Origin of the sequence: Collinsella aerofaciens (assembly GCF_015560135.1) — a bacterium.
GTDB classification, from domain to species: domain Bacteria; phylum Actinomycetota; class Coriobacteriia; order Coriobacteriales; family Coriobacteriaceae; genus Collinsella; species Collinsella aerofaciens_AN.
Map to the genome: position 1 here is coordinate 14,885 of NZ_JADMRH010000014.1, position 25,694 is coordinate 40,578.

Annotated in this window: 24 protein-coding genes; 11 read left to right on the forward strand and 13 right to left on the reverse strand. The window is 61.0% G+C overall.

The annotated features are described in order from the left end of the window. Positions 1-7 precede the first annotated feature (7 nt). Together serC and I2H19_RS06810 are read left to right on the forward strand one after the other, a co-directional pair. Complete coding sequence (gene serC / locus I2H19_RS06805; protein ID WP_195622133.1) at positions 8-1,132, forward strand: 3-phosphoserine/phosphohydroxythreonine transaminase; 1,125 nt, start codon at positions 8-10, stop codon at positions 1,130-1,132. 72 nt (positions 1,133-1,204) lie between these two features. Continuing rightward, the gene (locus I2H19_RS06810; RefSeq protein ID WP_195622134.1) at positions 1,205-2,368 is read left to right on the forward strand and encodes a phosphoglycerate dehydrogenase; all 1,164 of its coding nucleotides are present in this window, start codon (positions 1,205-1,207) and stop codon (positions 2,366-2,368) included. A 350-nt stretch (positions 2,369-2,718) separates the two neighbouring features. Here I2H19_RS06810 and I2H19_RS06815 read toward each other — a convergent pair whose 3' ends face one another. Beyond that, the gene (locus I2H19_RS06815; protein WP_195622135.1) at positions 2,719-3,525 is read right to left on the reverse strand and encodes a hypothetical protein; all 807 of its coding nucleotides are present in this window, start codon (positions 3,523-3,525) and stop codon (positions 2,719-2,721) included. A 385-nt stretch (positions 3,526-3,910) separates the two neighbouring features. Between I2H19_RS06815 and I2H19_RS06820 the strand changes: the two genes are divergently transcribed. Then, positions 3,911-5,143: a M20 family metallopeptidase gene (locus I2H19_RS06820; RefSeq protein WP_271745743.1), complete on the forward strand. Its 1,233-nt coding sequence runs from the start codon at positions 3,911-3,913 to the stop codon at positions 5,141-5,143. A gap of 39 nt (positions 5,144-5,182) precedes the next feature. Continuing rightward, complete coding sequence (locus I2H19_RS06825) at positions 5,183-5,872, forward strand: DUF1015 family protein (RefSeq protein WP_117797864.1); 690 nt, start codon at positions 5,183-5,185, stop codon at positions 5,870-5,872. Positions 5,873-6,002: 130 nt separating this feature from the next. Here I2H19_RS06825 and I2H19_RS06830 read toward each other — a convergent pair whose 3' ends face one another. The 3 genes from I2H19_RS06830 to I2H19_RS06840 form a co-directional block, all read right to left on the reverse strand. After that, positions 6,003-6,638, reverse strand: coding sequence for a histidine phosphatase family protein (locus I2H19_RS06830; protein WP_195622136.1), 636 nt, complete (start codon positions 6,636-6,638; stop codon positions 6,003-6,005). A gap of 17 nt (positions 6,639-6,655) precedes the next feature. Continuing rightward, positions 6,656-7,198 carry a histidine phosphatase family protein gene (locus tag I2H19_RS06835; RefSeq protein ID WP_195622138.1) on the reverse strand — a complete coding sequence of 181 codons (543 nt, stop codon included), beginning with the start codon at positions 7,196-7,198 and terminating at the stop codon, positions 6,656-6,658. An 82-nt stretch (positions 7,199-7,280) separates the two neighbouring features. Then, the gene (locus I2H19_RS06840; protein WP_229089827.1) at positions 7,281-7,952 is read right to left on the reverse strand and encodes a nitroreductase family protein; all 672 of its coding nucleotides are present in this window, start codon (positions 7,950-7,952) and stop codon (positions 7,281-7,283) included. A gap of 235 nt (positions 7,953-8,187) precedes the next feature. Between I2H19_RS06840 and I2H19_RS06845 the strand changes: the two genes are divergently transcribed. Both I2H19_RS06845 and I2H19_RS06850 read left to right on the forward strand, forming a co-directional pair. After that, a complete protein-coding gene (locus I2H19_RS06845) occupies positions 8,188-8,790 on the forward strand; it encodes an HdeD family acid-resistance protein (protein ID WP_117797862.1) in 603 nt (200 codons plus the stop codon). Beyond that, positions 8,791-9,273 (forward strand): YaiI/YqxD family protein, encoded by a 483-nt coding sequence (locus tag I2H19_RS06850; protein WP_055310731.1) that lies wholly within the window; start codon positions 8,791-8,793, stop codon positions 9,271-9,273. It begins immediately after the preceding gene. 165 nt (positions 9,274-9,438) lie between these two features. On the opposite strand, the gene I2H19_RS06855 is transcribed toward I2H19_RS06850, so the two are convergent. After that, the gene (locus tag I2H19_RS06855; RefSeq protein ID WP_117746719.1) at positions 9,439-10,539 is read right to left on the reverse strand and encodes a putative manganese transporter; all 1,101 of its coding nucleotides are present in this window, start codon (positions 10,537-10,539) and stop codon (positions 9,439-9,441) included. Between the two features lie 172 nt (positions 10,540-10,711). On the opposite strand from I2H19_RS06855, the gene I2H19_RS06860 reads away from it, so the two are divergent. The 5 genes from I2H19_RS06860 (at position 10,712) to I2H19_RS06880 (ending at position 16,528) form a co-directional block, all read left to right on the forward strand. Beyond that, positions 10,712-11,680, forward strand: coding sequence for a 3'-5' exonuclease (locus I2H19_RS06860; protein WP_195622140.1), 969 nt, complete (start codon positions 10,712-10,714; stop codon positions 11,678-11,680). A gap of 651 nt (positions 11,681-12,331) precedes the next feature. Then, the gene (locus tag I2H19_RS06865; RefSeq protein WP_117746720.1) at positions 12,332-13,438 is read left to right on the forward strand and encodes a hypothetical protein; all 1,107 of its coding nucleotides are present in this window, start codon (positions 12,332-12,334) and stop codon (positions 13,436-13,438) included. Between the two features lie 389 nt (positions 13,439-13,827). Then, positions 13,828-14,193 (forward strand): ArsR/SmtB family transcription factor, encoded by a 366-nt coding sequence (locus I2H19_RS06870; RefSeq protein ID WP_055285819.1) that lies wholly within the window; start codon positions 13,828-13,830, stop codon positions 14,191-14,193. Positions 14,194-14,256: 63 nt separating this feature from the next. Then, positions 14,257-14,475, forward strand: a complete 219-nt coding sequence (locus I2H19_RS06875) for a cation transporter (protein ID WP_117583778.1) — start codon at positions 14,257-14,259, stop codon at positions 14,473-14,475. Positions 14,476-14,575: 100 nt separating this feature from the next. Then, positions 14,576-16,528 carry a heavy metal translocating P-type ATPase gene (locus I2H19_RS06880; protein ID WP_195622142.1) on the forward strand — a complete coding sequence of 651 codons (1,953 nt, stop codon included), beginning with the start codon at positions 14,576-14,578 and terminating at the stop codon, positions 16,526-16,528. Positions 16,529-16,807: 279 nt separating this feature from the next. Here the strand turns inward: I2H19_RS06880 and I2H19_RS06885 are convergent, their stop codons facing one another. The 8 genes from I2H19_RS06885 to I2H19_RS06920 all read right to left on the reverse strand — a co-directional run bounded on the left by I2H19_RS06885 (position 16,808) and on the right by I2H19_RS06920 (position 25,662). Then, positions 16,808-17,197 carry a metal-dependent transcriptional regulator gene (locus tag I2H19_RS06885; protein ID WP_006235431.1) on the reverse strand — a complete coding sequence of 130 codons (390 nt, stop codon included), beginning with the start codon at positions 17,195-17,197 and terminating at the stop codon, positions 16,808-16,810. A gap of 182 nt (positions 17,198-17,379) precedes the next feature. Further along, the gene (locus I2H19_RS06890; protein WP_138112850.1) at positions 17,380-18,150 is read right to left on the reverse strand and encodes a Cof-type HAD-IIB family hydrolase; all 771 of its coding nucleotides are present in this window, start codon (positions 18,148-18,150) and stop codon (positions 17,380-17,382) included. A 6-nt stretch (positions 18,151-18,156) separates the two neighbouring features. Next, the gene (locus I2H19_RS06895) at positions 18,157-20,013 is read right to left on the reverse strand and encodes an ABC-F family ATP-binding cassette domain-containing protein (protein WP_195622144.1); all 1,857 of its coding nucleotides are present in this window, start codon (positions 20,011-20,013) and stop codon (positions 18,157-18,159) included. Positions 20,014-20,176: 163 nt separating this feature from the next. Continuing rightward, positions 20,177-21,049 (reverse strand): phosphate ABC transporter ATP-binding protein PstB, encoded by an 873-nt coding sequence (gene pstB, locus I2H19_RS06900; protein WP_199409513.1) that lies wholly within the window; start codon positions 21,047-21,049, stop codon positions 20,177-20,179. After that, positions 21,046-21,972 (reverse strand): phosphate ABC transporter permease PstA, encoded by a 927-nt coding sequence (gene pstA, locus I2H19_RS06905; protein ID WP_195622146.1) that lies wholly within the window; start codon positions 21,970-21,972, stop codon positions 21,046-21,048. Before pstA ends, pstB begins: the two co-directional genes overlap by 4 nt. Further along, positions 21,965-22,873 (reverse strand): phosphate ABC transporter permease subunit PstC, encoded by a 909-nt coding sequence (gene pstC / locus I2H19_RS06910; protein WP_117735562.1) that lies wholly within the window; start codon positions 22,871-22,873, stop codon positions 21,965-21,967. The genes pstA and pstC overlap by 8 nt, the downstream gene beginning before the upstream one ends. Positions 22,874-22,897: 24 nt before the next feature. Then, complete coding sequence (locus I2H19_RS06915; RefSeq protein WP_195622148.1) at positions 22,898-23,836, reverse strand: phosphate ABC transporter substrate-binding protein; 939 nt, start codon at positions 23,834-23,836, stop codon at positions 22,898-22,900. Positions 23,837-24,225: 389 nt separating this feature from the next. Then, on the reverse strand, positions 24,226-25,662 hold the full coding sequence (locus I2H19_RS06920; RefSeq protein WP_195622150.1) for a M20 family metallopeptidase: 1,437 nt from the start codon (positions 25,660-25,662) through the stop codon (positions 24,226-24,228). Positions 25,663-25,694 lie beyond the last annotated feature (32 nt).

The window sequence follows — 25,694 nt, forward strand, 5'->3', positions numbered from 1 at the left end:
CTAGAAGATGGCACGTGTGCACAACTTCTCAGCTGGCCCGGCCGCGCTGCCTACAAGCGTGCTCGCCGAGATCGCCGACGAGATGATGGACTACCGCGGTTGCGGCATGTCCGTGCTCGAGATGAGCCATCGATCTAGCATGTACCAGCAGATTCTCAACGACGCCGAGGCAACCCTGCGCCGTCTGCTGAGCATCCCCGACAACTACCGCGTCCTGTTTTTGCAGGGCGGCGCCACGCTGCAGTTTGCGGGCATCCCCATGAACCTCATGCGCCGCGGCCGCGCCGGCTACGTCGTGACCGGCAACTTTGCCAACAAGGCGTACAAGGAGGCCGCCAAGTACGGCGAGGCCGTGCTGCTCGCGAGCTCCGAAGACACCAACTTCGACCGCATACCCACCATGGCCGACATCAACGCGCGCATTGCCGCCGAGACCGCGGGCGACGGGCTCGCCTACGTCTACATCTGCCAGAACAACACCATCTTTGGCACCATGTACCACGAGCTGCCCAACTGCGGTGATGTGCCGCTGGTCGCCGATGTCTCGAGCTGCTTCCTGTCGCAGCCGCTCGACATTGAGCACTACGGGCTTATTTTCGCCGGCGCGCAGAAAAACGCCGGCGCTGCGGGCGTGACCGTGGTCATCGTGCGCGACGACCTCATCGCCGACGGCCCCGCCTTTGCGCAGACGCCGCAGTACATGGACCTTAAGACCCAGGCCGCCAAGGGCTCCATGCTCAACACGCCCAACACCTTTGGCATCTACGTGTGCGGCAAGGTATTCCACTGGGTCGAGGAGACCGGCGGACTTGCTGCCATGGCCGAGCGCAACTGGGCCAAGGCCAACCTGCTCTACGACCTGCTCGAGAACAGCAAACTATTCCACGGCACCGCGCAGACAGACAGTCGCTCCATCGCCAACGTCACCTTCCGCACCGGCGATGCCGACCTCGACGCCGCCTTTGTTGCGAGCGCGGCAGAGCACCAGATTCAAAACGTCAAGGGCCATCGCCTCGTCGGCGGCATGCGCGCCAGCGTGTACAACGCCGTCACCATGGAGGACGTGCAGGCGCTGGCCACGTACATGAAGGACTTCGAAGCGCAGCATAGTTTGAGTCCGCGATCTAACTAGCCCGCAACACGCGGGCCGACCAGCCACATCAGACCACTCTGTTTAGATCAAAACCTGCTAAGGAGTTTTTCCATGCGCAAGATTAAGACCATCGACGACATCACCAAAGACGGCAAAGTCGAGTTTGGCGAGGGCTACGAGTTTGTGGACACCGCCGAGGAGGCCGACGCCATCCTGATGCGCTCGACCGACCTGCACGGCTACGAGCTGCCCGAGGGCATCCGCGCCATCGCCCGCTGCGGCGCCGGCGTCAACAACATTCCCGTCGAGGAATACGCCAAGAAGGGCGTCGTCGTCTTTAACTCCCCCGGCGCCAACAGCAACGCCGTCAAGGAGCTCGTCCTGGGCATGCTGGTGCTTTCGAGCCGTGGCGTGGTGCAGTCGATGAACTGGGTGCGCGACAACGCCGACGACCCCGAAATTCAGGTCGATGCCGAGAAGGCCAAGAAGGCCTTTGTGGGCCGCGAACTCAAGGGCAAGCGCATCGGCGTCATCGGTCTGGGCAACGTTGGTTCCAAGGTCGCCAACGCCTGCGTAGATCTGGGCATGGACGTCTACGGCTACGATCCGTTCATTTCCGTTGAGCACGCGTGGGTCCTGAGCCGCGAGGTGCAGCGCGTGGGCACGCTCGAGGACCTGTGCCGCGGCTGCGACTACCTCACCGTGCACGTGCCCAGCAAGGCAGACACCATCGGCATGATCAGCACCGAGCAGATTAACCTGCTGGCACCCGACGCTGTGCTCATCAACTACGCACGCGAGACCATCATTGACGAGGACGCCGTTGACGCCGCCCTGCGCGAGGGCAAGCTCAGCTGGTTTAGCTGCGACTTCGCCACGCCCAAAACCGTTAAGATGCCCAACACGTTTATCACCACGCACTCGGGCGCCGGCACCGGCGAGGCCGAGGCGAACTGCGCCGACATGGCCATTAGCGAGCTCAAGGATTACCTGGAGAACGGCAACATCGCGCACAGCGTCAACTACCCCGCTTGCAGCATGGGCAAGGCGCGCGCCGCAAGCCGCATCGCCTGCCTGCACGCCAACGTGCCTAACATGATCGGCCAGATCACAGCCATTCTCGCCAAGGACAACGCCAACGTGCAGCGCATGACCAACGAGTCCGCCGGCGAGAACGCCTACACCATGTTCGACACCGACGAGCACCTGGACACCAGCACCATCGAGGCGCTCAAGCAGATTCCGTCGATGTATCGCGTGCGCGTGATCAAATAGCGCCGGCGCCAAGCCCGCCAGGCGGGCCATAAAGCCCATTCGGCCCCCGTTTTCACGAAACGGGGGCCGATTATGTTGCTTCGGGGCGACTTTAAAATGTTACCCAAGGCAGGTTTTTTCGGATAATCGACAGTAGAACCCAAGTCGCTAAGCACACTCGCTTTGACAAACAGCTTTATCAGGGGTTTCAGTAGATAAAAATCGATCTCTACGTACCACATTCAAGTTGACTGTCGATTTTCCGAAACAACTTGTTCTGGATAACATTTTTCTAAGCCCTTCCAAGGCGAAACTGAAGCCTTTTCGCGACCAAAACTCTAGTTCGCGCGACCGTTTTTCAGACCGCGCGACTACATCCTCGCCCAATCGATGAAAATCTCCTCACGAAGCCGCCGTTCGAGTCCCTGCTGCCACGGCGTCTTGTCTTTCAACGACGCATCGAGATAGGACATGATGAGCTTCATCACCACGCGGAAGGCATCGGAGTCGACTAGCTGGCCATAGGTCAGCAGAACGACGGGATATCCCATCGCTTGCAAGGCCGTCGTTCGATCGGAGTCCGAAATCTTGGATTCTATGGATCCGTGAATGGCTTTACCTTGGCATTCAACCAGACACTCTCTGCTGCCGTCCTTATTTGCCAGCAGGATATCGGCATAGCGCCTATCAAGCCCCGAAATCAGGCGGGCACTGCGCGTCAAGCGAATCTCGACGTTATTGGTAAGGCGCAGCCCTTCGCCGCCGCGCAACCTCGTAAGGCCAAACAGCATCGAAGCCTGGACCTCGAGCGGCGATGCCGCCACCCCCGTAATGCATTTCGCGGCACGCGTGAACGATTTAGCGCCGCGGAGCCCCGGGATCTTATCGACGTACTCGGTAAGTTCAGAGAGCTCAATCAAGGGAGGTCGTTTCCACAAGTCTGTTGGATTCCCCGAGGTATCCTTTACGTTTTCCCAGCCCGACCGTGCGTCACCCCACCGGCCCCCGTATGCCTGCTCAAGTGCCGACTTTACCTGAGGCGCAATCTTGCACACGGCAAAGGTGCCGCACATCTCATACATGCACATGATCAGACGCTCGTTTGAGACCGAGGAAGCCAGGGTCAGCAGGGTAAAGAGCGGGGACGCGACATCGAGGCCAAACTCTGTCTGTCGCATGGAATCAAACGGCCTCTCCCCGTTCCAAACATGCCTGACAATGCGATCGCCCTTACGTCCGCAGCTGCCCTGCGCCAACACGTGTAACGGGGTGCCCAGGAAATGCGTGACGAGCGGATGCTCACATAGGTGCTCCCTGCGCGGATCGTCCGCAGAATCGGGCAGGTCCGGCATTATTGCCAAGACCTGTGGAGGTATCCGGTGATACCGAAAGGCAGATATGTCGCACAGCATGTCGTCCATGAAGGGTACGTACCCGCTGCGTCGCTTGTGAACCCGCTCGGACGGCAAACGCGCTGGCTCGGCCTGCGAACGGTAAATACTGCCACGCCCACGTCGCGGATCTCTCAGGAGGCTTACAATCGGTTTGGAAGGCAAACTGATTGTGAGGTTGCATATGGTTGATGAGGACTTTGCCTGGCGGCTTGCGCAGGAGCTTGTGCGGATCGAAAGCTCAGACCCGGGCGCGTATGAGGACGAGATCGAGCACTTCATTAAGAGGCTCATTGAGCAGCAGCTGGCGCAGCTTGATAGTCCTGCGCTCGATGCCGTGCAGATTGAGGAGCTCGAAGTACTCCCCGGGCGCCGCAACCTTAAAGTCACCGTGCCGGGCCAAAGCGACGAGCCGCGGCTGGTCTATATCTGCCACATGGATACCGTCACCTTGGGCGATGGCTGGGACGCAGACATCGCACCGCTTGGGGCGGTTGTGCGCGACGATAAACTCTATGGCCGCGGTGCCTGCGATATGAAGGGTGGCCTGGCCTGCGCCATTGCCGCACTGGTCCATACGCTCGAGCGCGTGGCGGCGGATGGCGCGCTGCCACGCCGCGGCTTTTCGCTCATCTGCTCGGTCGACGAGGAAGACTTCATGCGCGGCTCAGAGGCCGCGATCGATGCTGGCTGGGTCAGCTCGCGCGAATGGGTGCTGGACACCGAGCCCACCGACGGACAGATCCAGGTGGCGCACAAGGGGCGTACGTGGTTCGAGATTGAAATGGCTGGCGTGACGGCGCATGCGAGCCAGCCTTGGAAGGGCGCGGATGCCGTCGCCGCCATGGCCGAGGTCGTGTGTTCGCTTCGTCGCGCGTTTGCGGCGCTGCCCGCGTACGATGAGCTGGGGCCTTCGACCATCACGTTTGGCCAAATCGAGGGCGGATATCGCCCCTACGTCGTACCCGACCGCGCCAAAGTCTGGGTCGACATGCGCCTGACCCCGCCGACCGATACGGCCGCCGCAATCAATATGGTCGAGTATGCCATCGCCGTCGCCGAAGCCGCCGTTCCCGGTTGCCATGGCAGCTACACCGTGACGGGCGACCGCCCCGCCATCGAGCGCGACCCGAACTCTCCCCTTCTAGCAGCGCTCAAGCGTGCCGCCGATGACGTAACGGACGCGGACACGACCGTCGGCTTCTTTACCGGCTACACCGATACCGCCGTCATTGCCGGCAAGACAGGCAACCGCAATTGTATGAGCTACGGCCCCGGCTCGTTGGCGCTCGCGCACAAGCCCAACGAGTATGTGCCCCATGCCGATATCGTTCGCTGCCAAAACGTGCTCATCGCGCTTGCCGATAACACGCTCTGGGACGCAAGCGGCCAAGTTGGGGCATAATAAGCCGCGAACAAACCGACTCGCGCGTTAGGACCGCCCATGAAAGCACTTCCGTTTCCCTGCATCCGCCCAGCTCAGGACCGCGTGCTCGAGGCGCTGCCTGCGATGGACAGCATCCTGAGTGACAGCGGAGCCCTGCGCGGCGCGATTACCGATGGGCTTATGCTCAAAGATCCGGGCGCGGCGTATTACGTGTACGAATGCTCCGGAGAGCCGGGACGCGTGACGGGTGTCGTGGCGATTTGCCCGGTTAACGTGCTGACGGGCGGCGACGAGGCTGCCGCCGAGAGCATCGACGCACTCGCCACCGCGCGCGCGATCGCCGAGCTCAAGGTGCAGCCGCGCCCCGTGTCGCTCGCCTACGAGGCGTCGCCCGTCATGGATATCATTTTGAGCGCTGCCAAAGAGGGCGCATCGCTCTACGCCGTCACCGATCCCGCGGGCGTCACACATCGCGTGTGGGAGGTCAAGCGCGAGGACGCCGTTGCCGCCATCCGTGCCATGCTCGATCAGGCGCCCGACCCGGTGTTCGCCGGTGACTCCGCCTATGTCGCCGCACTGGCTGGGGCATCGCAGATTCTGGCCGACGAGGCCCGCGCTGCCGGCGCCTACTCTGGCAAAGAGCCGTTCAACTTTGCTGTAGCCGTGCTGTTCCCCGCCGCGCAGGTCAGCGGCAGCGCGCCGCAGGTTCCGACGGGTCTGCTCACTCACCAGGTCTCACGGTTCTAGCGAACTCAAACGCTAAGCTGGAAAACCCAGCATCCAAACAAATCAAGGAGCGGAGATGCAGCAAACGCATGCACCTCCGCCCTTTTCGCATCAAACAATTACGCCGGTAAACCGGGCCGCAACGTCAGCGTTATCCACGCTGCGGACCTGCCGCCGCCACGAGCGGCTCTAGCCCCAGCTCGCGCGCGTAGTCTTCCTGCGTAAAGACTTCGACCAGTTCAAACGTATCGGCCGCATCGTCAAACGCAAAATGCAGCACTGAGCAGTTGCCCGGCACGCGTTCGCGCTCGTCGGCCGCCGCGCCCCGCACGTGGTCCAAAAACTCCTTGATAGCTGAGCCATGACTTACCGCGAGCACGCACGTATGGTCCGGACGCTGCATAAGATCGGTCAGCGTCGCCACCATGCGCGTGCGCACCTGGATCTGGCCCTCGCCGCCAAATTGACGATAGAAATCGCGCCACGGGCGCTCGGGCATGAGCATCACGCGCTCGGCCTCAAAGTCGCCAAAGAACCACTCACGCAGGCCGTCCAGGCGCTCGTACGCCAAGCCCGGCCACAAGTTGGCGATAGTCTGCTCGGTGCGATGAAGCGTGGAGGTGTAGGCATGATCGGGCTCAATGCCGCGCGCACGTAAAAACATGCCGGCGCACGCCGCCTGGTCGCAACCCAACTGCGTAAGCGGCGAATCACTCCACCCCTGAATGATACGCTTAAGGTTGAATATCGTCTGTCCATGACGGACCAGATACAGATCTTTATTCATAGGGGTCCTTTCGTTCGTTACCAACCCAAGAGCGAAAACGCCCCGTCGCAATAGCCAAAATGAAGCACGGCACCGTTGTCGGGCAGCTCTCCCCCGCCAGTCACATACTCAAGAAACTCCTGGCAGGCTGAGCCGTGGGAAACCGCCAGCACGCAGTCGTGCTGCGGCCTGGCCATGATGCGGGACAGCGCCGCGACCATGCGCGCCTGTAGCTCGCCTTCCGACTCGCCACCAAAGGCCACCGGATAATCGCCCCAGGGCTGCGGCGGCATCTCGCGATTTGATGTGCCCTCCAGCGAGCCAAAATGCCACTCACGCAGGTCATCGACCAGCTCAATGGAACGGCCCTCGCCAACGATAAGCTCGGCCGTATGCCGCGCCCGGCCCAACGGCGAGGAATACACATGATCAAAGGCCACGCCACGCGCCGCAAATGCCGTACGCGCCGTCAGCGCCTGCTCGCGCCCGCGCGCCGTAAGCGGCGAATCGTGCCAGCCCTGCAAAATGCTCTGCACATTGAGCTCAGTCTGCCCATGCCGCACCAAATACAGATCTGCCACACACCCTCCCCTCGTACCACCACAAAGGGGACAGGAGCCTTTGTGGTGGTTTACCGTCTGATCACGCCGCGGTGACGCTCAGCTACACCAGCACGTCGGCGAGCGAACGCTTGGGTACGTGGTGCACCTGTGCCTCGTCGCGCCAATAATTGATGGAGCCATCGGGGTTGGAATCGATCGCATCGATCACCTGTATCTCGGCCGGAACGCCAAAGGCCATGATCAGCTTGAGCTCATACTTGTCGTTATCGAGCCCCATGGCATCGATCGCATGGGGCGTAAAGGCCTTGAACATGCAGGCTGCCACCTCGGGCGTAGCGCTGCGGGCGGCGAGCATCATCGTCTGCGCGGCAATGCCCGTGTCGACCTCGGTAATGGGAGCGGCAGGCTTGCCCGGAACGGCGCGCTCAGCTAGAATCGCGATGTAGCCGGTCGGGCGCTCGCCCTCGGCAGGACCCGGCCAATCCTTAAGTGCGCCGGCCCATGCGAGCTCGTCAAATACACGCGCGCAATCCTCGGCACCGCTCACCACGTGAAAACGCAGACGCTGAGCATTGGCGCCGCAGGGAGCCAGGTGCGCCAGTTCCGCCAGCTCGAGCAAAAACTCGCGCGGCACGCGCATGGACTCGTCAAAACGGCGGCACGTACGGGCGCGGCGGACCAGCGCGTCAAACGTGTCCAGGCCAAGCTTTTCGCAACCCTGCTTTGCCATCGACTCGGCGCTTACCGGCGCCGCGGGAACAGCTTCGTTCATAGGGACCCCCAATTCAAGCCAATTGTCTTTAGGAAAATCTAACCTAAAACGTAGGCAATAACGAACAGGGCTGCAATGTTCTACACCTGTTGAATAGAAAATCGCGACGTGGGGAACAACGGAAACAATTCGGGACCTTTGGGTTACGTTTCGCCCTCCCCGACCCATACGCCAGCGCCTTTAAGCGATACTGGTTGTAACGATCAAGGCTTACGCCGCACGGAAAGGAGACATTATGGGCATCTTTAAGAACGATGACCAAAAATCGAGCCAGTTTGGATTTGACGAGAAAAGCATGGCGGGCAAAGCCGTCAAGGCCGTACGCTGGATCTACGCCATCACGGGCGTCTTAGCACTCATTGCTGGTATCGCGCTGCTTTTTGCACCCGCCAAGTCCCTCGTCTTTTTGACGACCGTCCTGGGTTTTTACTTTGTAATCACTGCTGCCATCAGACTGTTCACTGCCATTTTTGAGCCGCTGCTGCCCACCGGCTGGCGCGTGACGAGCATCATCTCCAACCTACTCATTATCTTGGGCGGCGTCATAATCCTGCGCAACCAGGCCTTCTCGACCGCGACGCTCACCACGATGGTGGTTATCGTGGCCGGCTTTGGCTGGATCGTCGAAGGTGTCATGTCCATTCTGGAGTCCGAGCTTTCGTCCAACCGTGCCCTCGCCATCCTGAGCGGCGCGCTCTCCATCATCGCCGGCATGTTCGTGTTTATCTATCCGCTGTGGTCGGCCAAGATGCTCGTCATCTTTAGCGGCGCCGCACTGCTGGTGTTTGGCGTAACGCTGATTGTTCGCGCTATTCAATTTGGCAAACTGGTGCACTAGATGCCGCGAACGCTCTTTATTGATGCAGACGCCTGCCCGGTCACGCGCGAGTCGATTGACTGCGCGCGGCGGGCGGGCGTCGCCGTCGTTATCGCCGGCAACAGCACACAGAACCTGGAACGCCACATTCGCCGCGACGATCCGCGCGACGTCGAGCATGCGCGACGCGGATTTTGGGTCACGACGCTCGATGTGAGCGTGGGCGCCGACAGCGCCGACTTTGCCATTGTCGAACGCCTGCAGGCGGGCGACGTAGTCGTGACGCAGGACATTGGCTTGGCGAGCATGGTGCTCGGGCGCGATGCCGCCGCCATCGGCGTGCGCGGGCGCGTCTACGATAAGGCGACCATCGACATGCAACTGTTTATTCGCCACGAGGAAAAGAAGGTGCGCCGCGCCGGCGGTCGCACTCGCGGTCCGGCGGCATTTACCAGCGAAGACCGGGCCCGCTTTAAGCGCAACCTCACCGAGCTGCTGCGCTAACCAAGGTAGATTTTCGGGACATGCCCGGAAATCTACCTTTTTGTTTTGCGCGGTGTGAGCGCTCGGAATCCATGGCTCAACAAAAAACGGGCTTCAAAATGCCATGCGTCGCCGCATTGCGCAGGCGCCGAGCATGGCTATTTGAAGCCCATTTTTTAGGCCTACTTAGAGGCCGAAGGCGGATAGGATAAGGCCCCAGCCGGCGCCGATGACGTACATCATGACCAGGAACACGGCGTTTTCACGAGCGCTGCGGTTGGTGCGGAACAGGACAAGATAGCCCACGCCGGCGGAAATGAGCGTGCCGGCGAGCATCGGCGCCAGCTGTAGCGCGCCCTCCAGGTACAGCTGCGTAATGACCACGCTGGCCGAGCAGTTGGGGATCAGGCCGACGAGTGCCGAGCCCAAGACGGCGAGCGTCTCGTTGCCACGCAGGAACTGCTCGATCGCGGACTCTCCGAAGGTCTCGAGCACGGCAACTAGAATCAGCGTCACCAGGAAAATAAAAACCGAAACCTGCACGGTGTGCGAGATCGCGCTGCGGATAATCGACAGGACGGGCGCACCTTCGTGGGAGTGACCGTGGTCGTGCCCATGGCCGTGGTGGTGCTCATGCTCGCCTGCGTGACCGTGGTCATGGCTGTGTCCGTGGTCGCGCTCGTGTTCATCTTCATCATCATCGCAACCGCAATGGTCGCGCTCGCACAACTCGTGGATGTGGTCGGCGCTCACGCCCGCCTCGGCCACTTCATCAATGATGTCGCCCCCGGTATGGTCGTCGTGCGCGCAGTTCACATGAGCCGGATTGGCAGCGGTCCCCAGCACGGTACGGCGAATCGCCGCATGCGCGCGGGAATTACGACGAAGGCCGCGGATAGCCGCGTCCACGATAAAGCCCGTGACCAGCGCGATCAGTGCCTTCGAAGCCAAAAGCATCGCCATGGTCTGCACGGGCACCTGCTCGGCGAGCAACAGCGGCAGCATCTCATCGGAGGTCGAGAGAAACACGGCGACCAGCGTGCCCAGCGTCACGACACGGCCGGCGTACAGCGTTGCTGCCATGGCCGAAAATCCGCACTGCGGCACAATGCCCAGCAGCGAGCCAGCCACGGGACCCGCAGCGCCGGCGCGCTTGATAGCGCCGTTGACGCGGTCGCCCGCAACGTGCTCAAGTGTCTCGAGAGCAAGATACGTCACCAACAAAAACGGCGCCAGCGAGAGCGTGTCCTTGCCGGCGTCGAGCAGAATATCAATCAGCAAATCCATGACGGATGGAACCTTTCATGTCTTTCGGCAGCATTGTAAAAGTCCTAGCGGTCAACTAGGGTATTGTAGTTGTCCTAGGCGCGATGCCAATAGTTGCCCATGGTAAACTATCATCTCGCCATAACTCAATGCCACCGAGCCGCGCGACACGGCCCGTCCAAGGAGCAGTTATATGAACGTTTCACAAGCACTCGAATACGAGCGCCAGCCGTTTATTCCCATGTTTATCTATGGCGATCACGGCGCCATGGAGTCCGAGCGCCAGAAGGGCGAGGAGGCCCTTAAGGTGCTCGAAACCGAGTACTTTACCGCCGAGGGCGACCCCAGCTTCGACTTTGCCACCGTGCGCGACCTGGCTGACCGCAACCGCGACCTGTGCGACCAGATTGGCGAGGCGCGCCTGCGCAACGTGACGCCCGCGGCGCTTTCGCGCGGCCTGTCCGATGCCGACACCTGCGCCGCCATCGGCAAGATGCAAAAGCGCACCGCCGCGTCGGTCATGCGCGAGATCCGCGGCGACCGCGACGCGCTCGGCGTGGCCTACGCCCGCAAGCCCATCCAGGGCACCGTGCTCGGTATCGACATCGAGACCACCGGCCGTGCACCCGAGCGCGGTTATATCATCAATGTGGGTTGGGAAATCATGGAGCTCACCAGCGACGCCGTCCCGCACGACGCCGAGGCACACTACTGCGGCCTGCCCGATATCTACCGCGGCGAGGATGTGCCGTTGTCGAATATCCACCACATCACCTGGGACGACATCGACGGCAAAAAGCCGTTCCGCGAGAACAAGGAACTGCAGAAGCAGCTGCTCAAGCTTATGAAGAAGTACCCGTACATGGCGCACAACGCCGCCTTTGAGGACAGTTGGTTCAAGATCCACCTGGACGGTTACGCCGAGGCACGCCGCGCCGGCAAGATCATCGTCATCGACTCGCGCCAGATCTGCCGCAGCCTGGATGCCGACGTCCGCTCGCTCCCCCGCGAATCCGCGCCCGCCGCGCTCGAGAACTGGGCGCGCCGCCGTGGAACCCTCGCCGCCGACGCCAACGAGCAGCATCTGGGCCTCGACGACACCGACCTCATGCTCCGCACCGTCCAAGCCGAGTTCAACCTCAAGAACCTATTCGCGAAATAACCGATCCATCTGCGGGAGCGCCTGCCAGGCACAGCGCAATCCGTCTGGGCACACCGGCACGCAGTAAACTAGGGCGCAGCCTTATGGCTGCACCCTAGTTTTCATCAAAACGAGCAAATACGCGTGCTTCACATAGTCGGCAGGTTGGCCTACCTACATTTTTCGAGTTGTTCGGCCAGCTGAACCACTAGTCAAGGCCCCTTGAACCGCAATCGAAGCTATAGTCGCCTTAATTTCGCATCCAAGCCCCAGAAATCTACCTGAATCAATTCGAATAGGACGTTGCGATCGCACCATTTGTATAGGATAAGGCCGAATAACTCAAATTATGTTGGTGAGGCATCTGAGCGGTCGGTAAAAACGCTTAGAAGCTACGAATCCGCAACTAAAGTTCATCAAAAAGGGGCAGCCGGCAGAAACCTCCCCAGCCAAAGCTGCTCCCTCAATACGACAGCTCAAAACCCACCGTTCGCAGAAGATAAGCCGCGCCCCAATACCGTTGCCCGAAGTTTCGGGCGTATGCGGCGTCCGCTATGCCATCATACGCGTATGGGAATCATTCTGTCACATACCACGGCACGCGCTGTATACCAAACAGCCAACTCGCTCGCAAGCTACGCGACCGGTCCCATACCTATGGAAAAGATCAGGGTGTCTGCGCCGACCACGTCCGACCTGGAAGCGGCACGAGCATGGCTCAACAGAAAGAATGTCGATTCTGAACGTATCCATGTGCTGACGTTTTCCAATAATGCCAAAAGGCACCGCAAGGGCTGCATCTGCCACTGCACGCGCTATACGTTTGATGCAGAAAGCTACCTAGAACTCGAGCCGAACGTCTACATCGTCGATATCAAGCTGTGCGCGTTAGAAGCAACAGCCGACCTCAACCTTTCGGAGCTCGTTGAGTATTACTTTGAAATCTGCGGCTCCTACGCGCTTGGAACGTCCGACGAAACTCAATATCGCGAGCGCCCAGCCCTAACCAGCGTTGAAGAGCTCAGAGCCTTCTTTTCAGAGGCACCGGGGTATCGTGGATCTAATAAAGCACTTAAGGCACTTTCTTATGTACACGAAGGCTGTCGCTCCCCACTCGAAACGGCGTTTGTCATGATGCTGACAATGCCCAAGTCAATGGGTGGCTTAGCCATACGCGCTATCAAAACGGATTATCCGATCCCAGTCCCCAAAAGATACGCCGCCCTAACGCGACGGACGGTTTTCTACCTCGACGCGCTGCTCGAAAATTCGATGACCGATATCGAATACAACGGCTTTTACCACGACGAACCCGAGCAGCAATCAATTGACGAGGAGCGCCGAAACACGCTGCGAAACATGGGATATGCCGTTATCACGGTTAATCGTCATTCGTTTTTCAAGCAGTCCGCTTTTAAACGGGTCATGGAAGCGATTCGCATTCGCGAGAAGATATGGCCCGGTCGACTCCCGGATAACTTCGCCATCCTGCAAGAAACTCTTCGTCAATTTGTCTTGCGGCGCTACTTCGAATACGGTCGCCGCGTCCTGGAGACACTCAAAGAAGAAGAGGCCGCCAAGCGCGAAATTGCAAGCCAATATCCGCAAGCTGATGACCCGAGCATCAACGATGTGCCCGAACCCGACGACATGCAACACGTCGGGGCCCTTGCTGAGGAAATCAATGGGGCTTGGGAATGCGACATGTTCGCAAAAATCGATGAAAACCGCACGGAAGACGACACGATTATTGATCTAATTGAGAATTCGCTCTTCTAAAGGCGATCTCTGCGGATGTCCACCTACATTTTTCGACTTATTCGGCCACCGATGTGCCAGATTGGCTGCAGCAATGCTCAATATAACTTTAGATAAAACTGATTCTGCAGAAACTCCCGTAGAGGAAGAACTGATTCTCGCGGTATTTGACACGATAAAGTACAAATATGAACAGTTCTAATGCTTCTCAAGGTGGCTTTCTTAGCATGCTAGCCGAACATCTCGAAATATGTTGGCGAGCATTGCGTCGATGTCTCCCAACCCACAGAAAATCGCAGAAGCGGCAAGCAGTCATCGAAATTAACGCAAATTGTATTGACATATGAACATACACTCATATAATCGAAAGCAAGTTATATGAGCGCATGTTCATATGAAAGGATATTGCAATGAGCATCCGCGTTGATGAAACGAAACCCGACATCGAGGCCACCGAACCCGCGATCCCCACCACCTGCTCGCCCGAGGACCTTCCCGACGAGGAACTTCTCTACGACCTCGCCGACCTGTTCAAGGTCTTCAGCGACACCACGCGTATCAAGATCCTTTACGCCCTCATGGGCCGCGAGCTCTGCGTGGCAGACATCGCCGAAGCGACCGAAACCTCGCAGTCGGCAGTATCGCACCAGCTGCGCACACTCAAGCAGTCGCACCTGGTTAAATTCCGGCGCGACGGGCGCAATATCCTCTACTCGCTCGCCGACGACCACGTCTACACCATGCTCAACCAGGGCATGAGCCACATCTGCGAATAGCAGCCAACCACGGTACCAGCGCGGCCTGCACCCAAGCCGCAAATACAGGGAAAGGAACCCACCATGAAAAAGCAGTTTAAGCTCGATGAGATCGACTGCGCCAACTGTGCGCGCGAGCTTCAGGACGAGCTGGCCAAGCTCGAGGGCGTCAAATCCGTGTCCGTCAACTTTATGACCCAGAAGTTGACGCTCGAGGCCGATGACGCCGAGTTCGACGAGGTCCTCGACCGCGTTGTGGAGTTCACCGCCGACGCCGAGCCGGACTGCGAGATTATTCTCTAGCCCAGGTTTACGCCAACCTGCAAGGCCGCGCTTGCTGCGGCCTTTGCTCGCGAAATTATATGAGCGAATGTTCATACATTCAAATGGGAGGATACGAGTCATGGCCACCGCCGACCCCAAAAAGAAAAAGAAGAAGCGCAAGAAAAAAGAATCACTCGAGCATAAGCGCAACCGCATCCTGGTAGCGCTGGGCATTTTTGCCGTGGTGTACGCCCTCGATGAGTTCGGCACCCTTACCGCCGCATTCGGCACCCCGGGCGACATCTACGCCAGCTTTGTGCTGTTCCTCGTGCCGTTTTTGATTGCCGGCTACGACGTACTGCAAAAGGCATTCAATAACATCCGCCGCGGCAAGGCCTTCGACGAGAGCTTCCTCATGGCCGTCGCGACCATCGGCGCGTTTGCCATGGTGCTCTTCCCCGATACCGACCCGCACATGGCCGAAGGCGCCGCCGTCATGCTGTTCTACCAGGTCGGCGAGCTGTTTCAGGCGTACGCCGTGGGCAAGAGCCGCAAGTCGATCAGTGCCATGATGGACATCGCGCCCGACTACGCTAACGTCGAGCAGCCCGACGGCACACTCGAGCAGGTCTTCCCCGATGACATCGCCGTCGGCACCGTGATCGTGGTCAAGCCCGGTGAACGCGTGCCTATCGACGGCGTCATCGTCGAGGGCGAGACACAGCTCGATACCACCGCCCTTACCGGAGAGTCGGTCCCCCGCCCGGCCAAAACTGGAGACGATATCATCAGCGGCTGCATCAACATGACGGGTCTCCTCCACGTGCGCACCACCAAGCCCTTTGGCGAGTCCACCGTCGCGCGCGTCCTGGAGCTCGTAGAAAACGCTAGTGAGAAGAAGGCACGCACCGAGAACTTCATCACGCGCTTCGCCCGCGTCTACACGCCCGCTGTCACCGGCGCGGCCGCGGTACTCGCGCTCGGCGGTGGCTTGGTCACCGGCGCCTGGTCCGACTGGATCCTGCGCGGCCTGACCTTCCTCGTCGTCAGTTGCCCATGCGCGCTCGTGATCAGCGTGCCGCTCAGCTTTTTTGGCGGCATCGGTGGCGCATCCAAGCTGGGCGTCCTCATCAAGGGCTCTAACTACCTCGAGACGCTCGCGGATGTGGACACCGTCGTCTTTGACAAGACCGGCACGCTCACCAACGGCACGTTTTCGGTCGTGGCGGTACACCCCGAGGCAGGCTATACCGAGCAGTCGCTGCTCGAAGTCGCGGCCCTTGCCGAGTCATTCTCCGACCATCCCATCGCGCAGTCGGTACGCACCGCCTTCCAGGGCGAGCTCGATCCCAAACGCGTAAGCGACTCCACCAATGACGCGGGCCATGGCGTGACGGCGATTATCGACGGCAAGCGCGTCATCGTCGGCAATGCCAAGATGCTTGCTGTGGCCGGTATCGAAGCGCCCAATTGCGAGATCGTCGGCACCATCCTCCACGTGCTGGTCGATGATACGTACGCCGGCCACATCGTAATTGCCGACACCATAAAGACCGATGCCGAGCAAACGATTCGCGACCTGCACGCCGCCGGCGTCAAGCGCACCGTCATGCTCACGGGCGACCGTGAGGAGGTTGCGGCGTCTGTAGCCAAGCAACTCGGTCTCGACGAGTTCCACGCGCAGCTGTTACCGGGTGATAAGGTCGAGCGTGTCGAGGCGCTGCTTGCAGCAGAATCGGGCAGGGGCAAGCTCGCCTTTGTAGGCGACGGTATCAACGACGCACCCGTGCTTACCCGCGCAGACGTTGGCATCGCCATGGGCGCTATGGGCTCGGACGCCGCAATTGAGGCGGCGGACGTCGTGCTCATGGATGACAAGCCGTCCAACATCTCCCGCGCGATCCGCGTGGCGCGCAAGACCATGTCGATTGTTTGGCAGAACATCATCTTTGCGCTGGGCATTAAGTTGCTGATTCTGGTGCTTGCGGCACTGGGCATCGCCAACATGTGGCTTGCTGTGTTCGGCGACGTGGGCGTGGCGATTATCGCCATCCTGAATGCCATGCGCGCGATGGGTGTCAAGAACCTGTAGCGTTCGTGGGCTGTCCGGCCGGGACCGGGCTTGGTTTTGAAAACGTCCTCGCGCATGAGGCCCGTCTTTCCTGCTCCTGCGGAGCAACGGAAAGGCGGGCCTCGCGCTGTGGAGTGTTTTCAAAACCAAACCCGGCCCCGGCCTGCGGTGACGTAGGTGGCAGTTCTTGGGCATCGCTTGCTGGCGGGGTTCCTTTGCTGAAATGGACTTGGCCGAAAGGACCGCTGGTCCCGGTCGCTGGTTCGCGCTTTGCGCGAACTCCGCGCTACTGGGGGTTCGTTAGGATTCCGCCGCTTGGCCCGTCGCCTCGCCCCGGTTCAGCATCGCCCTCAGTTTCTCGAAGCTTTCCTCGCTCAGGCAGTGCTCCATGTGGCAGCCCTCTTGCGACGCGACCTCAGCCGAAACACCCGCATCCTCCAGCAGCCCCACGAAAAAGCAGTGACGCTCCCACATTTGGCGAGCGACCTCCAGACCACGCTCCGTCAGATGAACGTCGCGCTTGCCCATTTCGACATAGCCGTTGCTTTCCAGCGTCGCCATGGCCTTGGAAACGCTCGCCTTGGTTACGCCGAGGTACTCCGCAACGTCGATCGAGCGCACGATGCCCTGGCGTTCCGACAGAACGTAGATCGATTCGAGATAGTCTTCTCCGGATTCACGTAGGGCCATGGGCCGCCTTTCGCGATGATTGCTAGTTAGCCTTTGGATACTTTCCACGGCTTACTTTACCGCAAAAGTTGCCCATGTCTTACTACTTTGCCTAAAAGTTAGCCGTGTTTCACAAAACGAGCGGGACGAAAACAAAATGGGAACACGCCCCGCAAGGAGTGTCCCCAAGTGCCGAGCCGCAGCTATAGCAGTCCAAAGTACTTCGCGGCGTTGTAGATCCCATCGTCGTCCACGGCGGTCGTTACGTAGGTCGCTGCGGCCTTCACGGTCTCCTGCGCGTTGCCCATGGCCACACTTGTGCCCACGGCCGAGAACATCGACAGGTCGTTCTCGCCGTCGCCAAAGGCAATCGCCTCGCTCGCGTCGATGCCCAGGCGCTCCAGCGTCGCCGCCACGCCCAGGTCCTTGCCGCCGTTAGCCGGAATAATGTCACAGAACAGGTCGCACCAGCGCGTGGTGAGCGAATGCGACACGGCATCGGTCACGATATGCTCGTCGGCCGGGTCCACAAAGGCGCAAAACTGGTAGACCGGCGCGTCAAAGGCGTGCTCAAACGGCTCCTCGTGGTAGACGATTCCAGCGTTGCTGCCAGCCGTCACCACGCGCTCGGACAGGCGGTTCACAAACGAGTTCTCGCCCTGCATGCACAGCGAGTCATAGCGCCCCTGCGCCACCTGGTCCACAATCACCGCGACGTCGTCCGAATCGATCGGGCAGCTGCGGTAGACGCCCTTGGCATCAAAACAGTGCTGGCCCGAAAGCGTAATGTACGCATCCCAGCCCAGGTCGAACAGCCAGTCCGGCATCTGGTAGGTCGGACGGCCCGTGGCGATCACGCACGCAATCCCCTGCTCGCGAAAGCTGTCGAGCACCTGCTGCGCCGACGCCGGAATCCGGTGGGTCTTAAAGCTCAGCAGCGTACCGTCGATATCGAAAAACGCGGCTTTGATCATTCTCGCCTACTCCTCGCCCTCGAGCTTTTCGCTCGCCTCGAGCCACGCCATCCCCAGCTCGTCCATGGCGGCGTGAGCCTCGTCGATCTTTGCCTGCTGCTCGCCGAGCGCCGTGTAGTTGGTGGGATCGACCTGGGCCATGGCGGCCTCGGCCTCCTCCACGCGGGCGCGCTGCGTCTCCATCTTGCGCTCGAGCGAGCTCACCTCGCGGCGGAGCTTCTGACGCTCGGCGTTGGAAAGGCCGTTGGGCTGACCGCTCGACTTGGGCTTGTCGGCAGCAGCCGCCGCACCGGTGTCGAACGTGCCGGTCTTAGCGCTCGGCGCGCCCACGGGCTCGCCCTCGGCGGTAGCGTTGCACAGGCGCAGGTACTGGTCCACGCCGCCGGGCATATGCGTCAGATGGCCATCGAGCAGTGCCCACTGTTGGTCGGTCACGCGCTCCATCAAAAAGCGATCGTGTGTCACCAGGATCAGCGTGCCGGGCCAGCCGTCCAGCAGGTCCTCGACAATCGCGAGCATGTCGGTATCCAGGTCGTTGCCCGGCTCGTCCAGGATGAGCACGTTGGGCTCGTCCAGAATCGTCAGCAACAGCGACAGGCGACGGCGCTGGCCGCCCGAAAGATCGCCGATGCGGCTCCAGAGCTGCTGCGTCGTAAAGCCCAGACGCTCGCAGAGCTTCTCGGGCGAAGTCTCCTTGCCGTCGATGACGTAGTACTTCTTATAGTTGCCGAGCACCTCGCGGATCGTGTCGCCCATGTAGGGTTCGAGCTCCTCGAGCTGCTGCGACAGCACGCCAAAGCGCACTGTCTGGCCAATCTTCACGCGGCCGCGCGTGGGTTCAATCTTGCCCTGGATCACGTCGAGCAGCGTCGACTTGCCGGCACCGTTCTCGCCCAGCAGGCCATAGCGGTCGCCCGCACCAATGAGCCAGGTCACGTCAGAGAGCACCTGCTTGGGCGCGCCATCGGTATCCGCATAGCCGGCGTCCACGTCGACCACATCGATAACCTGCTTGCCCAGGCGGCTCACGGCGAGGCGCTTGAGCTCCAGCTCGTCACGCACGGGCGGCACGTCGGCGATCAGCTCGCGAGCGGCATCAACGCGAAACTTGGGCTTGGTGGAACGCGCCTGGGCGCCGCGGCTCAGCCACGCGAGCTCCTTGCGCGCCATGTTGCGACGGCGTTCCTCGGTAACCGCGGCCATGCGGTCGCGCTCCACGCGCTGCAGGATATATGCGGAGTAGCCGCCCTCGAAGGGATCGACCTGGCCGTCGTGGACCTCCCACATGCTGGTGCAGACCTCGTCCAAGAACCAGCGATCGTGCGTGACCACGAGCATGGCGCCCTGACCGCGCTGCCAGCGAGCCTTAAGATGGCGTGCAAGCCAGTTGATGGTGCGCATGTCCAGATGGTTAGTGGGCTCGTCGAGCATGAGCACGTCGTAGTCGCCGATCAACAGGCGCGCGAGGTCCACGCGGCGGCGCTGGCCACCCGAAAGCTCGCCCACCGTGCCCTCCCAGGGCACATCGCTAATGAGACCGGCGAGGATCTGGCGCGTGCGGGGGCTCGACGCCCACTCATACTCGGGCGTGTCGCCCACGACGGCATGGTGCACGGTGTCGGTGTCGACAAGCTGGTCCTTTTGGCCGAGCAGGCCGATCGTGGTGCCGCGACGATGCGTCACGCGGCCGTCGTCGGGCTCCAGCGTGCCGGCGAGCACGCTCAGCAGCGTCGACTTGCCGTCGCCGTTTTTACCGACAATACCAATACGGTCGCCCTCGCCCACGCCGAGCGTCACGCTATCGAAAATATGCTTGGTGGGAAACTCTAGGCTGACGGAATCGCATCCCAAAAGAATCGCCATATGCCCTGCTCCTTCGTAGAAATTCAACGTTGTCCATAATAGCAGCGAAAAGGCGGGCCGCACACGACACAAAAAGGCGGGCCATCTCCCAAAAGAGATGACCCGCCTCTCCAATCAGTCCCGTGGCAACCGTGGCCGCCGCGGGCCTCAAGCATGTCCCGGACTAGGAGAACATGCCGGTGAGGTAATCATTCAGCCGCTTATCCTTGGGCCGTTGGAAAATCTCGTCAGTCTCGTCGTACTCGACCATATCGCCCATGTAGAAGAACGCCGTGCGGTTGGACACGCGCGACGCCTGCTCCATGTTGTGCGTCACGATAACGATGGCGCGGTCGGCCACGATCGATGACATGAGGTCCTCGATCGCCAGCGTCGAGATGGGGTCGAGCGCCGAGCAGGGCTCGTCGAACAGAATCACGTCGGGGTTGAGCGCCAGCGTGCGCGCGATGCACAGACGCTGCTGCTGGCCGCCCGAAAGCGCGTAGGCGCTCTTGTCGAGCTTGTCTTTGACCTCGTCCCAAAGCGCCGCGCCGCGCAGGCTTTCCTCGACCATGCGGTCGAGCTCGTCGCGGTCGGTGATGCCGTGGCGCTTAGGCGCAAACGTGATGTTGTCGCGAATGGACTTGCGGAACGGGTTGGGCTGCTGGAACACCATGCCAATGGAACGGCGCAGCTCGTAGGTGTTTTCGGTCTTGGTGTTCACGTTGCGCCCGCGATAGTTGATCTCGCCCTCCACGCGGCAGCCGCGAATCTCGCGATTCATGAGGTTGAGGCTACGCAAGAAGGTCGACTTACCGCAGCCCGAAGGCCCGATGAGCGCCGTGATCTCGCCCTTGTGAAAGTCGAGCGACGTATTGTGCAGTGCATGGTGGTCGCCATAGTACACGTTGACGTCCTTGGTGGAGAGCACGACCTCGTCGCTCACGGCCTTGCCGCTCGCGCGCACGCGCTTCTCGCTCTCCCCCACGCTCGACAAAAAGTCCTGGGTCTCGGACGATGCCGCCTCAGTTGCGGGCGTTGCATTTATCTCGCTCATTCGGCCGTCATCTTCCTTGCCAGTTGTTTGCCCACGATACGGGCGACTACGTTAAACAGCAGCACGCAAATCATCAGCAGCGCCGCGGTGCCCCAAACGATCTGCTGGGCCTCGGGGCTGCCCTCGCCATAGATCTTGTAGATGTGCACGGCGAGCGACTCACCGGAGCGGAACACGTTCCAGGCGCAGGTGGGGCTCGACAGGTTAAAGCTCAAGAAGTTCAGACGCACCGGCGAGCTCATGCCCGAGGTAAAGAGCAGCGCCGCGGCCTCGCCAAAGACGCGGCCGGCCGAAAGCACGATGCCGGTCACGATGGCGGGCATGGCCTCGGGAATCAGGATGTGCAGCGTGGCCTCCCAGCGGGTAAGGCCCATGGCCAGGCATGCATCGCGCTGGGCCTGTGGCACGTCCTCGAGCGCCTGCTGAATCACGCGCACCAGAATGGGGATATTGAACATGGTGAGCGCGACGGCGCCGGAGATGATGGAGTACTTCCAGCCCAGCTGCACCGAGAACACCAGAAAGCCGAACATGCCGACGACGATCGAAGGCAGCGAGGACAGCGTCTCGATGGCGGTGGAAGCGATGTCGCGGATAGGGCCGTTCGGCGCGTACTCAACCAGGAAGACCGCTCCGCCCAGGCTGATGGGTACCGAGATGACCAGAGTGATCAGCAACAGATAGAACGAGTCGAACAGCTGGTAGAGCACGCCGCCCTGGGTTCCGTTGGCGCGCGCGGGCTGCGTGAGAAATCCCGGCTGGAACAGCGTCGAGATGCCCTCGAACAGGATATAGGCCACCATGGAGACGACGATGAGCATGACGATGGCGACGATCGCCGTCAGCACGCCCGTGGCAATGCGGTCCTGCTTTTGGACACGCCCGAGTCTCGCCTCGTCGATATGGATGCGCGTGCTAGCCACGAGCCTTCGCCCCCTTGCGGCCAATGAGATGGATGATCAGGATGAAGATGAGGCTCATGCCCATCAACAGCAGGCCGAGCGCCCACAGAACATCGTCCTGGGCCGAACCCTCGGCATAGACCGCCATGGACGTGGTGAGCGTGGTGGTGATGGTCGAGGCCGGCGACAGCAGCGACGTCGGCATGGCCTCGATGCCGCCGATAACCATGCGTACGGCGAGCGTTTCGCCAAAGGCGCGGGTCATGCCAAGGATGACCGCGGTCATGAGCGACGGCATTGCGGACTTGAGCACCACGTGCCAGATGGTCTGCCAGCGGGTGTAGCCCAGCGCGAGCGAGCCCTGACGGTAGCTATCGGGCACGGCACGCAGGCCATCGACCGAAAGCGTGGTCATGGTCGGCAGGATCATGACGGCCAGCACGATGGCGCCGGGCAAGATGCCCAGACCCGTGCTCACGTGGAAAACGCTCTTCATAAGGCCGACGACCACGTGAAAGCCAATCAGTCCAAAGACGACCGAGGGAATGCCGGTCAAAAGCTCGATAAGCGGCTGAAAGACCTTGGAACCAAATTTGGGTTGGATCTCGACCGCAAAGATGGCGGAGCCGATGGCGATGGGCAGCGCGATGAGCGTGGAGAGCACCATGACCGCAAACGAGGTGACAATCAGGGGCAGGGCGCCGGTGTAAGGCAGACCGTTTTCGGCTGTGTTGGCCAGGTCCCACTTGGTGCCGGTGAAAAACTCGACGACCGAGACGCCGTCCTTGACAAAAGCCGAGAGGCCCTTTTGGGCGACCATAAAGATGAGCGCGGCAACGACAAGCGTCACGAGCGCTACGCACGCGCCCGTGACGCCCAGGCCCACGTTCTCAAGGTCGCGCTTTGGCAGCTGTTTTGCCATTGCAAACCTTTCCGGGGCGATTACTTATTTAGCAGAGACCTTGCCGCTGGCGTCCTTGACGACCTTCATGGCAGAGACGGGGATGAAGCCCTGCTCCTCGACGAGCTTGCCCTGGACGTCGTCGGAAAGCATGAACTCCAGGAAGGCCTTGGTGGCCTCGTCGGCGTCCTTGGAGCAGTACATGTGCTCGGTAGCCCAGATCTTGAAGGAGTCATCAGTGACATTCTTGCTCTTGGGCTCGACGCCCTCGACCTTGATGGCGTTGAACTTGGAGTCATCGAAGTGCGAGAAGTCGAGGTAGGAGATGGCGTTATCGGTGCTGCCCATCTGAGTCTGGACGTCGCCGGACTTGTCGAGCTCGGCGTCGCCCTTAAAGTCGACGGCCTCGTCGCCAAAGACGGCGGCCTCGAAGGTGGCGCGGGTGCCGGAGCCGGCCTTGCGGTTGAGGACGACGATCTTGGCGTCGTCGCCGCCGACCTCCTTCCAGTTGGTGATCTGGCCAGAGAAGATGCCCTTGAGCTGCTCGAGGGACAGATCGTCGACCGTCACGTTCTTGGAAACGACGGGGCCCATGCCCACGACGGCGACCTCGTGGTCGACGAGGTTCTTGACCTGGTCGGCCTCGAGCTTGGTCTCGGCGAAGACGTCGGAGTTACCGATGGTGACGGTGCCGGCGGCGACAGCGGTCAGGCCCTTGCCCGAACCGTTACCCGAGCCGGAGACGGAGACATCGGGGTTGGCGTCCATGAACTTCTCGGCAGCGGCCTCGACGAGAGCCTGGAACGAAGAGGCACCGTCGTAGGTCACCTCGCCGGAGACGGACTCGGCAGCAGCGGCGCTACCCTTGTCGGCGGCATCGGATGCGCCGGAGCCGCCGCACCCAACGAGACCGAGACCGACGATGCTGGCAAGACCACCAGCGAGGCCGAGGAACTGACGACGAGAATAAGCCTGATCGAGCATGATCTTCCTTTCATACATGCGATTCGCGGGCACCCTGCCCGCTTTGCTGTTTGGAAAGATACGGCCTCGATCGGGCAGTGCCCGCGCCAACTGCGGTTTTTTACGGGCATCTGATAGACCCTTACCGCAAGCGCGACTCGGCTTTACAAACGAATAACAAACCCGCCGCCAAGCATGGCCCGCCTTTTACACCAGAGGAACGTCCCCAACGGCTATCCCACCACAACAGAAAAAGCCCGGGCCGAAGCACCGGGCTCGTTATGCAAGTTTGTATCCAAGCAGGATATAGGGGTTTTCCAGGTGCCCGAGATTGCCCCGAAAGAGGAGCGCCGCGTACTTTGGTACGCAAGCGACGGTTTGAGGGGCAAGGTCGGGTGCCTGGGGAAGCCCTACAGCTCTAGCTCATTCAAGCGCAGGATGGCCACGATGTAGATCTTGAGCGCCTGTTTAAGCTGTTCCTCATTGGCGCACTCGTTGGGGCCGTGCATCTGGCCGCCCCATGCGGGCAGCTCCAGGCCGGTCTCCTCGGGGCCAAACGATACGGCGCGGGCAAAGTTGCGCGCGTACGTGCCGCCGCCCATGGCAAAGGGCTCGGCATGCTTGCCCGTAAACTCGTTGTAGGTATCGATAAGCGCCTTCACGGCCGGATCGTCGGCAGAGACTGAGAACGGCACCTTGGCACGACCCACGCGACACGTCACACCAAAGCGGCCCACGAGCGGCTCGAGCTGCTCGCAGATGGTATCGGCACTGGTGCTATCGGGGAAACGCACGTCAATGACCTGCTCGATGTGGCCATCCGCCACACGGATGACGCCGGGGTTGCAGGTGAGCGGGCCAAACGCGGGGCTCGTCGCGTCGATGCCCAGGCCGCGGCCATAGGCGTCCGCATGCACAAAAGCCAAAAACTTGACACACTCGTGCTCGGCAGGCGTCAGCAGGCGCTCGCCACGGGCACCAAACGCGTCCTCGGCCTCGCGCAGATACGCCACGATAAGGCCGACGGCATTGATCGTTCCCTCGGGCATCGAGGCGTGACCGCCAATACCGTGGGCGAAAATCTGCGCATGCCCGTTATCGAGTGTCGTGATCTCAAGGCGGTCGGCGTTCTCGACCGGCGCCGGCAGCTCATCGGCGGCAATCGCGAGCTCGCAGATAGACTGCGACGGAATGGCGTTGCTCGCCTCGGCACCGCTCCAGGACACAATGCGCCCGCCGTCGATCTTGGGGCTCACGAACGTCGCCCCAAACTGGCCCTTCTCAGCATTGCAGACCGGGAACTCGGCATCGGGCGTAAACAAAAAGTCGGGGTCTGCGTTGTTCTCCAGATAATGGTGAACGTCGGACATGCCCACTTCCTCATCGCAGCCCAGCAGCGCGCGGAAGGTGTAGCGCGGAACAATGCCGTGCTTGAGCAAGTAGGCGCCGGCGTAGAGTGACAATACCGCCGGGCCCTTGTCGTCAATCACGCCGCGACCGAGCAGCCAGCCCTCGCGGCGCTCCATGGTGAACGGGTCGGTGTTCCAGCCAGGGCCGGCGGGAACCACGTCCACGTGGCAGATAGTCGCGAGCTGTTTGTCGCCGCGGCCCGGGATATCGGCGATTCCCACATAGCCCTCGTCGTCGCTCGTCTGATAGCCGAGCTTCTGCGCGATGCCGAGCGCGCAATCGAGCGCGTCACGGACCGGGCGGCCAAACGGCGCGCCGGGCTCCGCATCGGCAGAAACTGCCACGGACGGATAACTCACCAGCTGCTCGATATCGGCGACGACATCCTCCCAGACCTCGTCGACATACTCGGCAACGCTCTGCTCCACCTGATTCATGGACGACCTCCTTACCAATGAGCGGCGAGCGT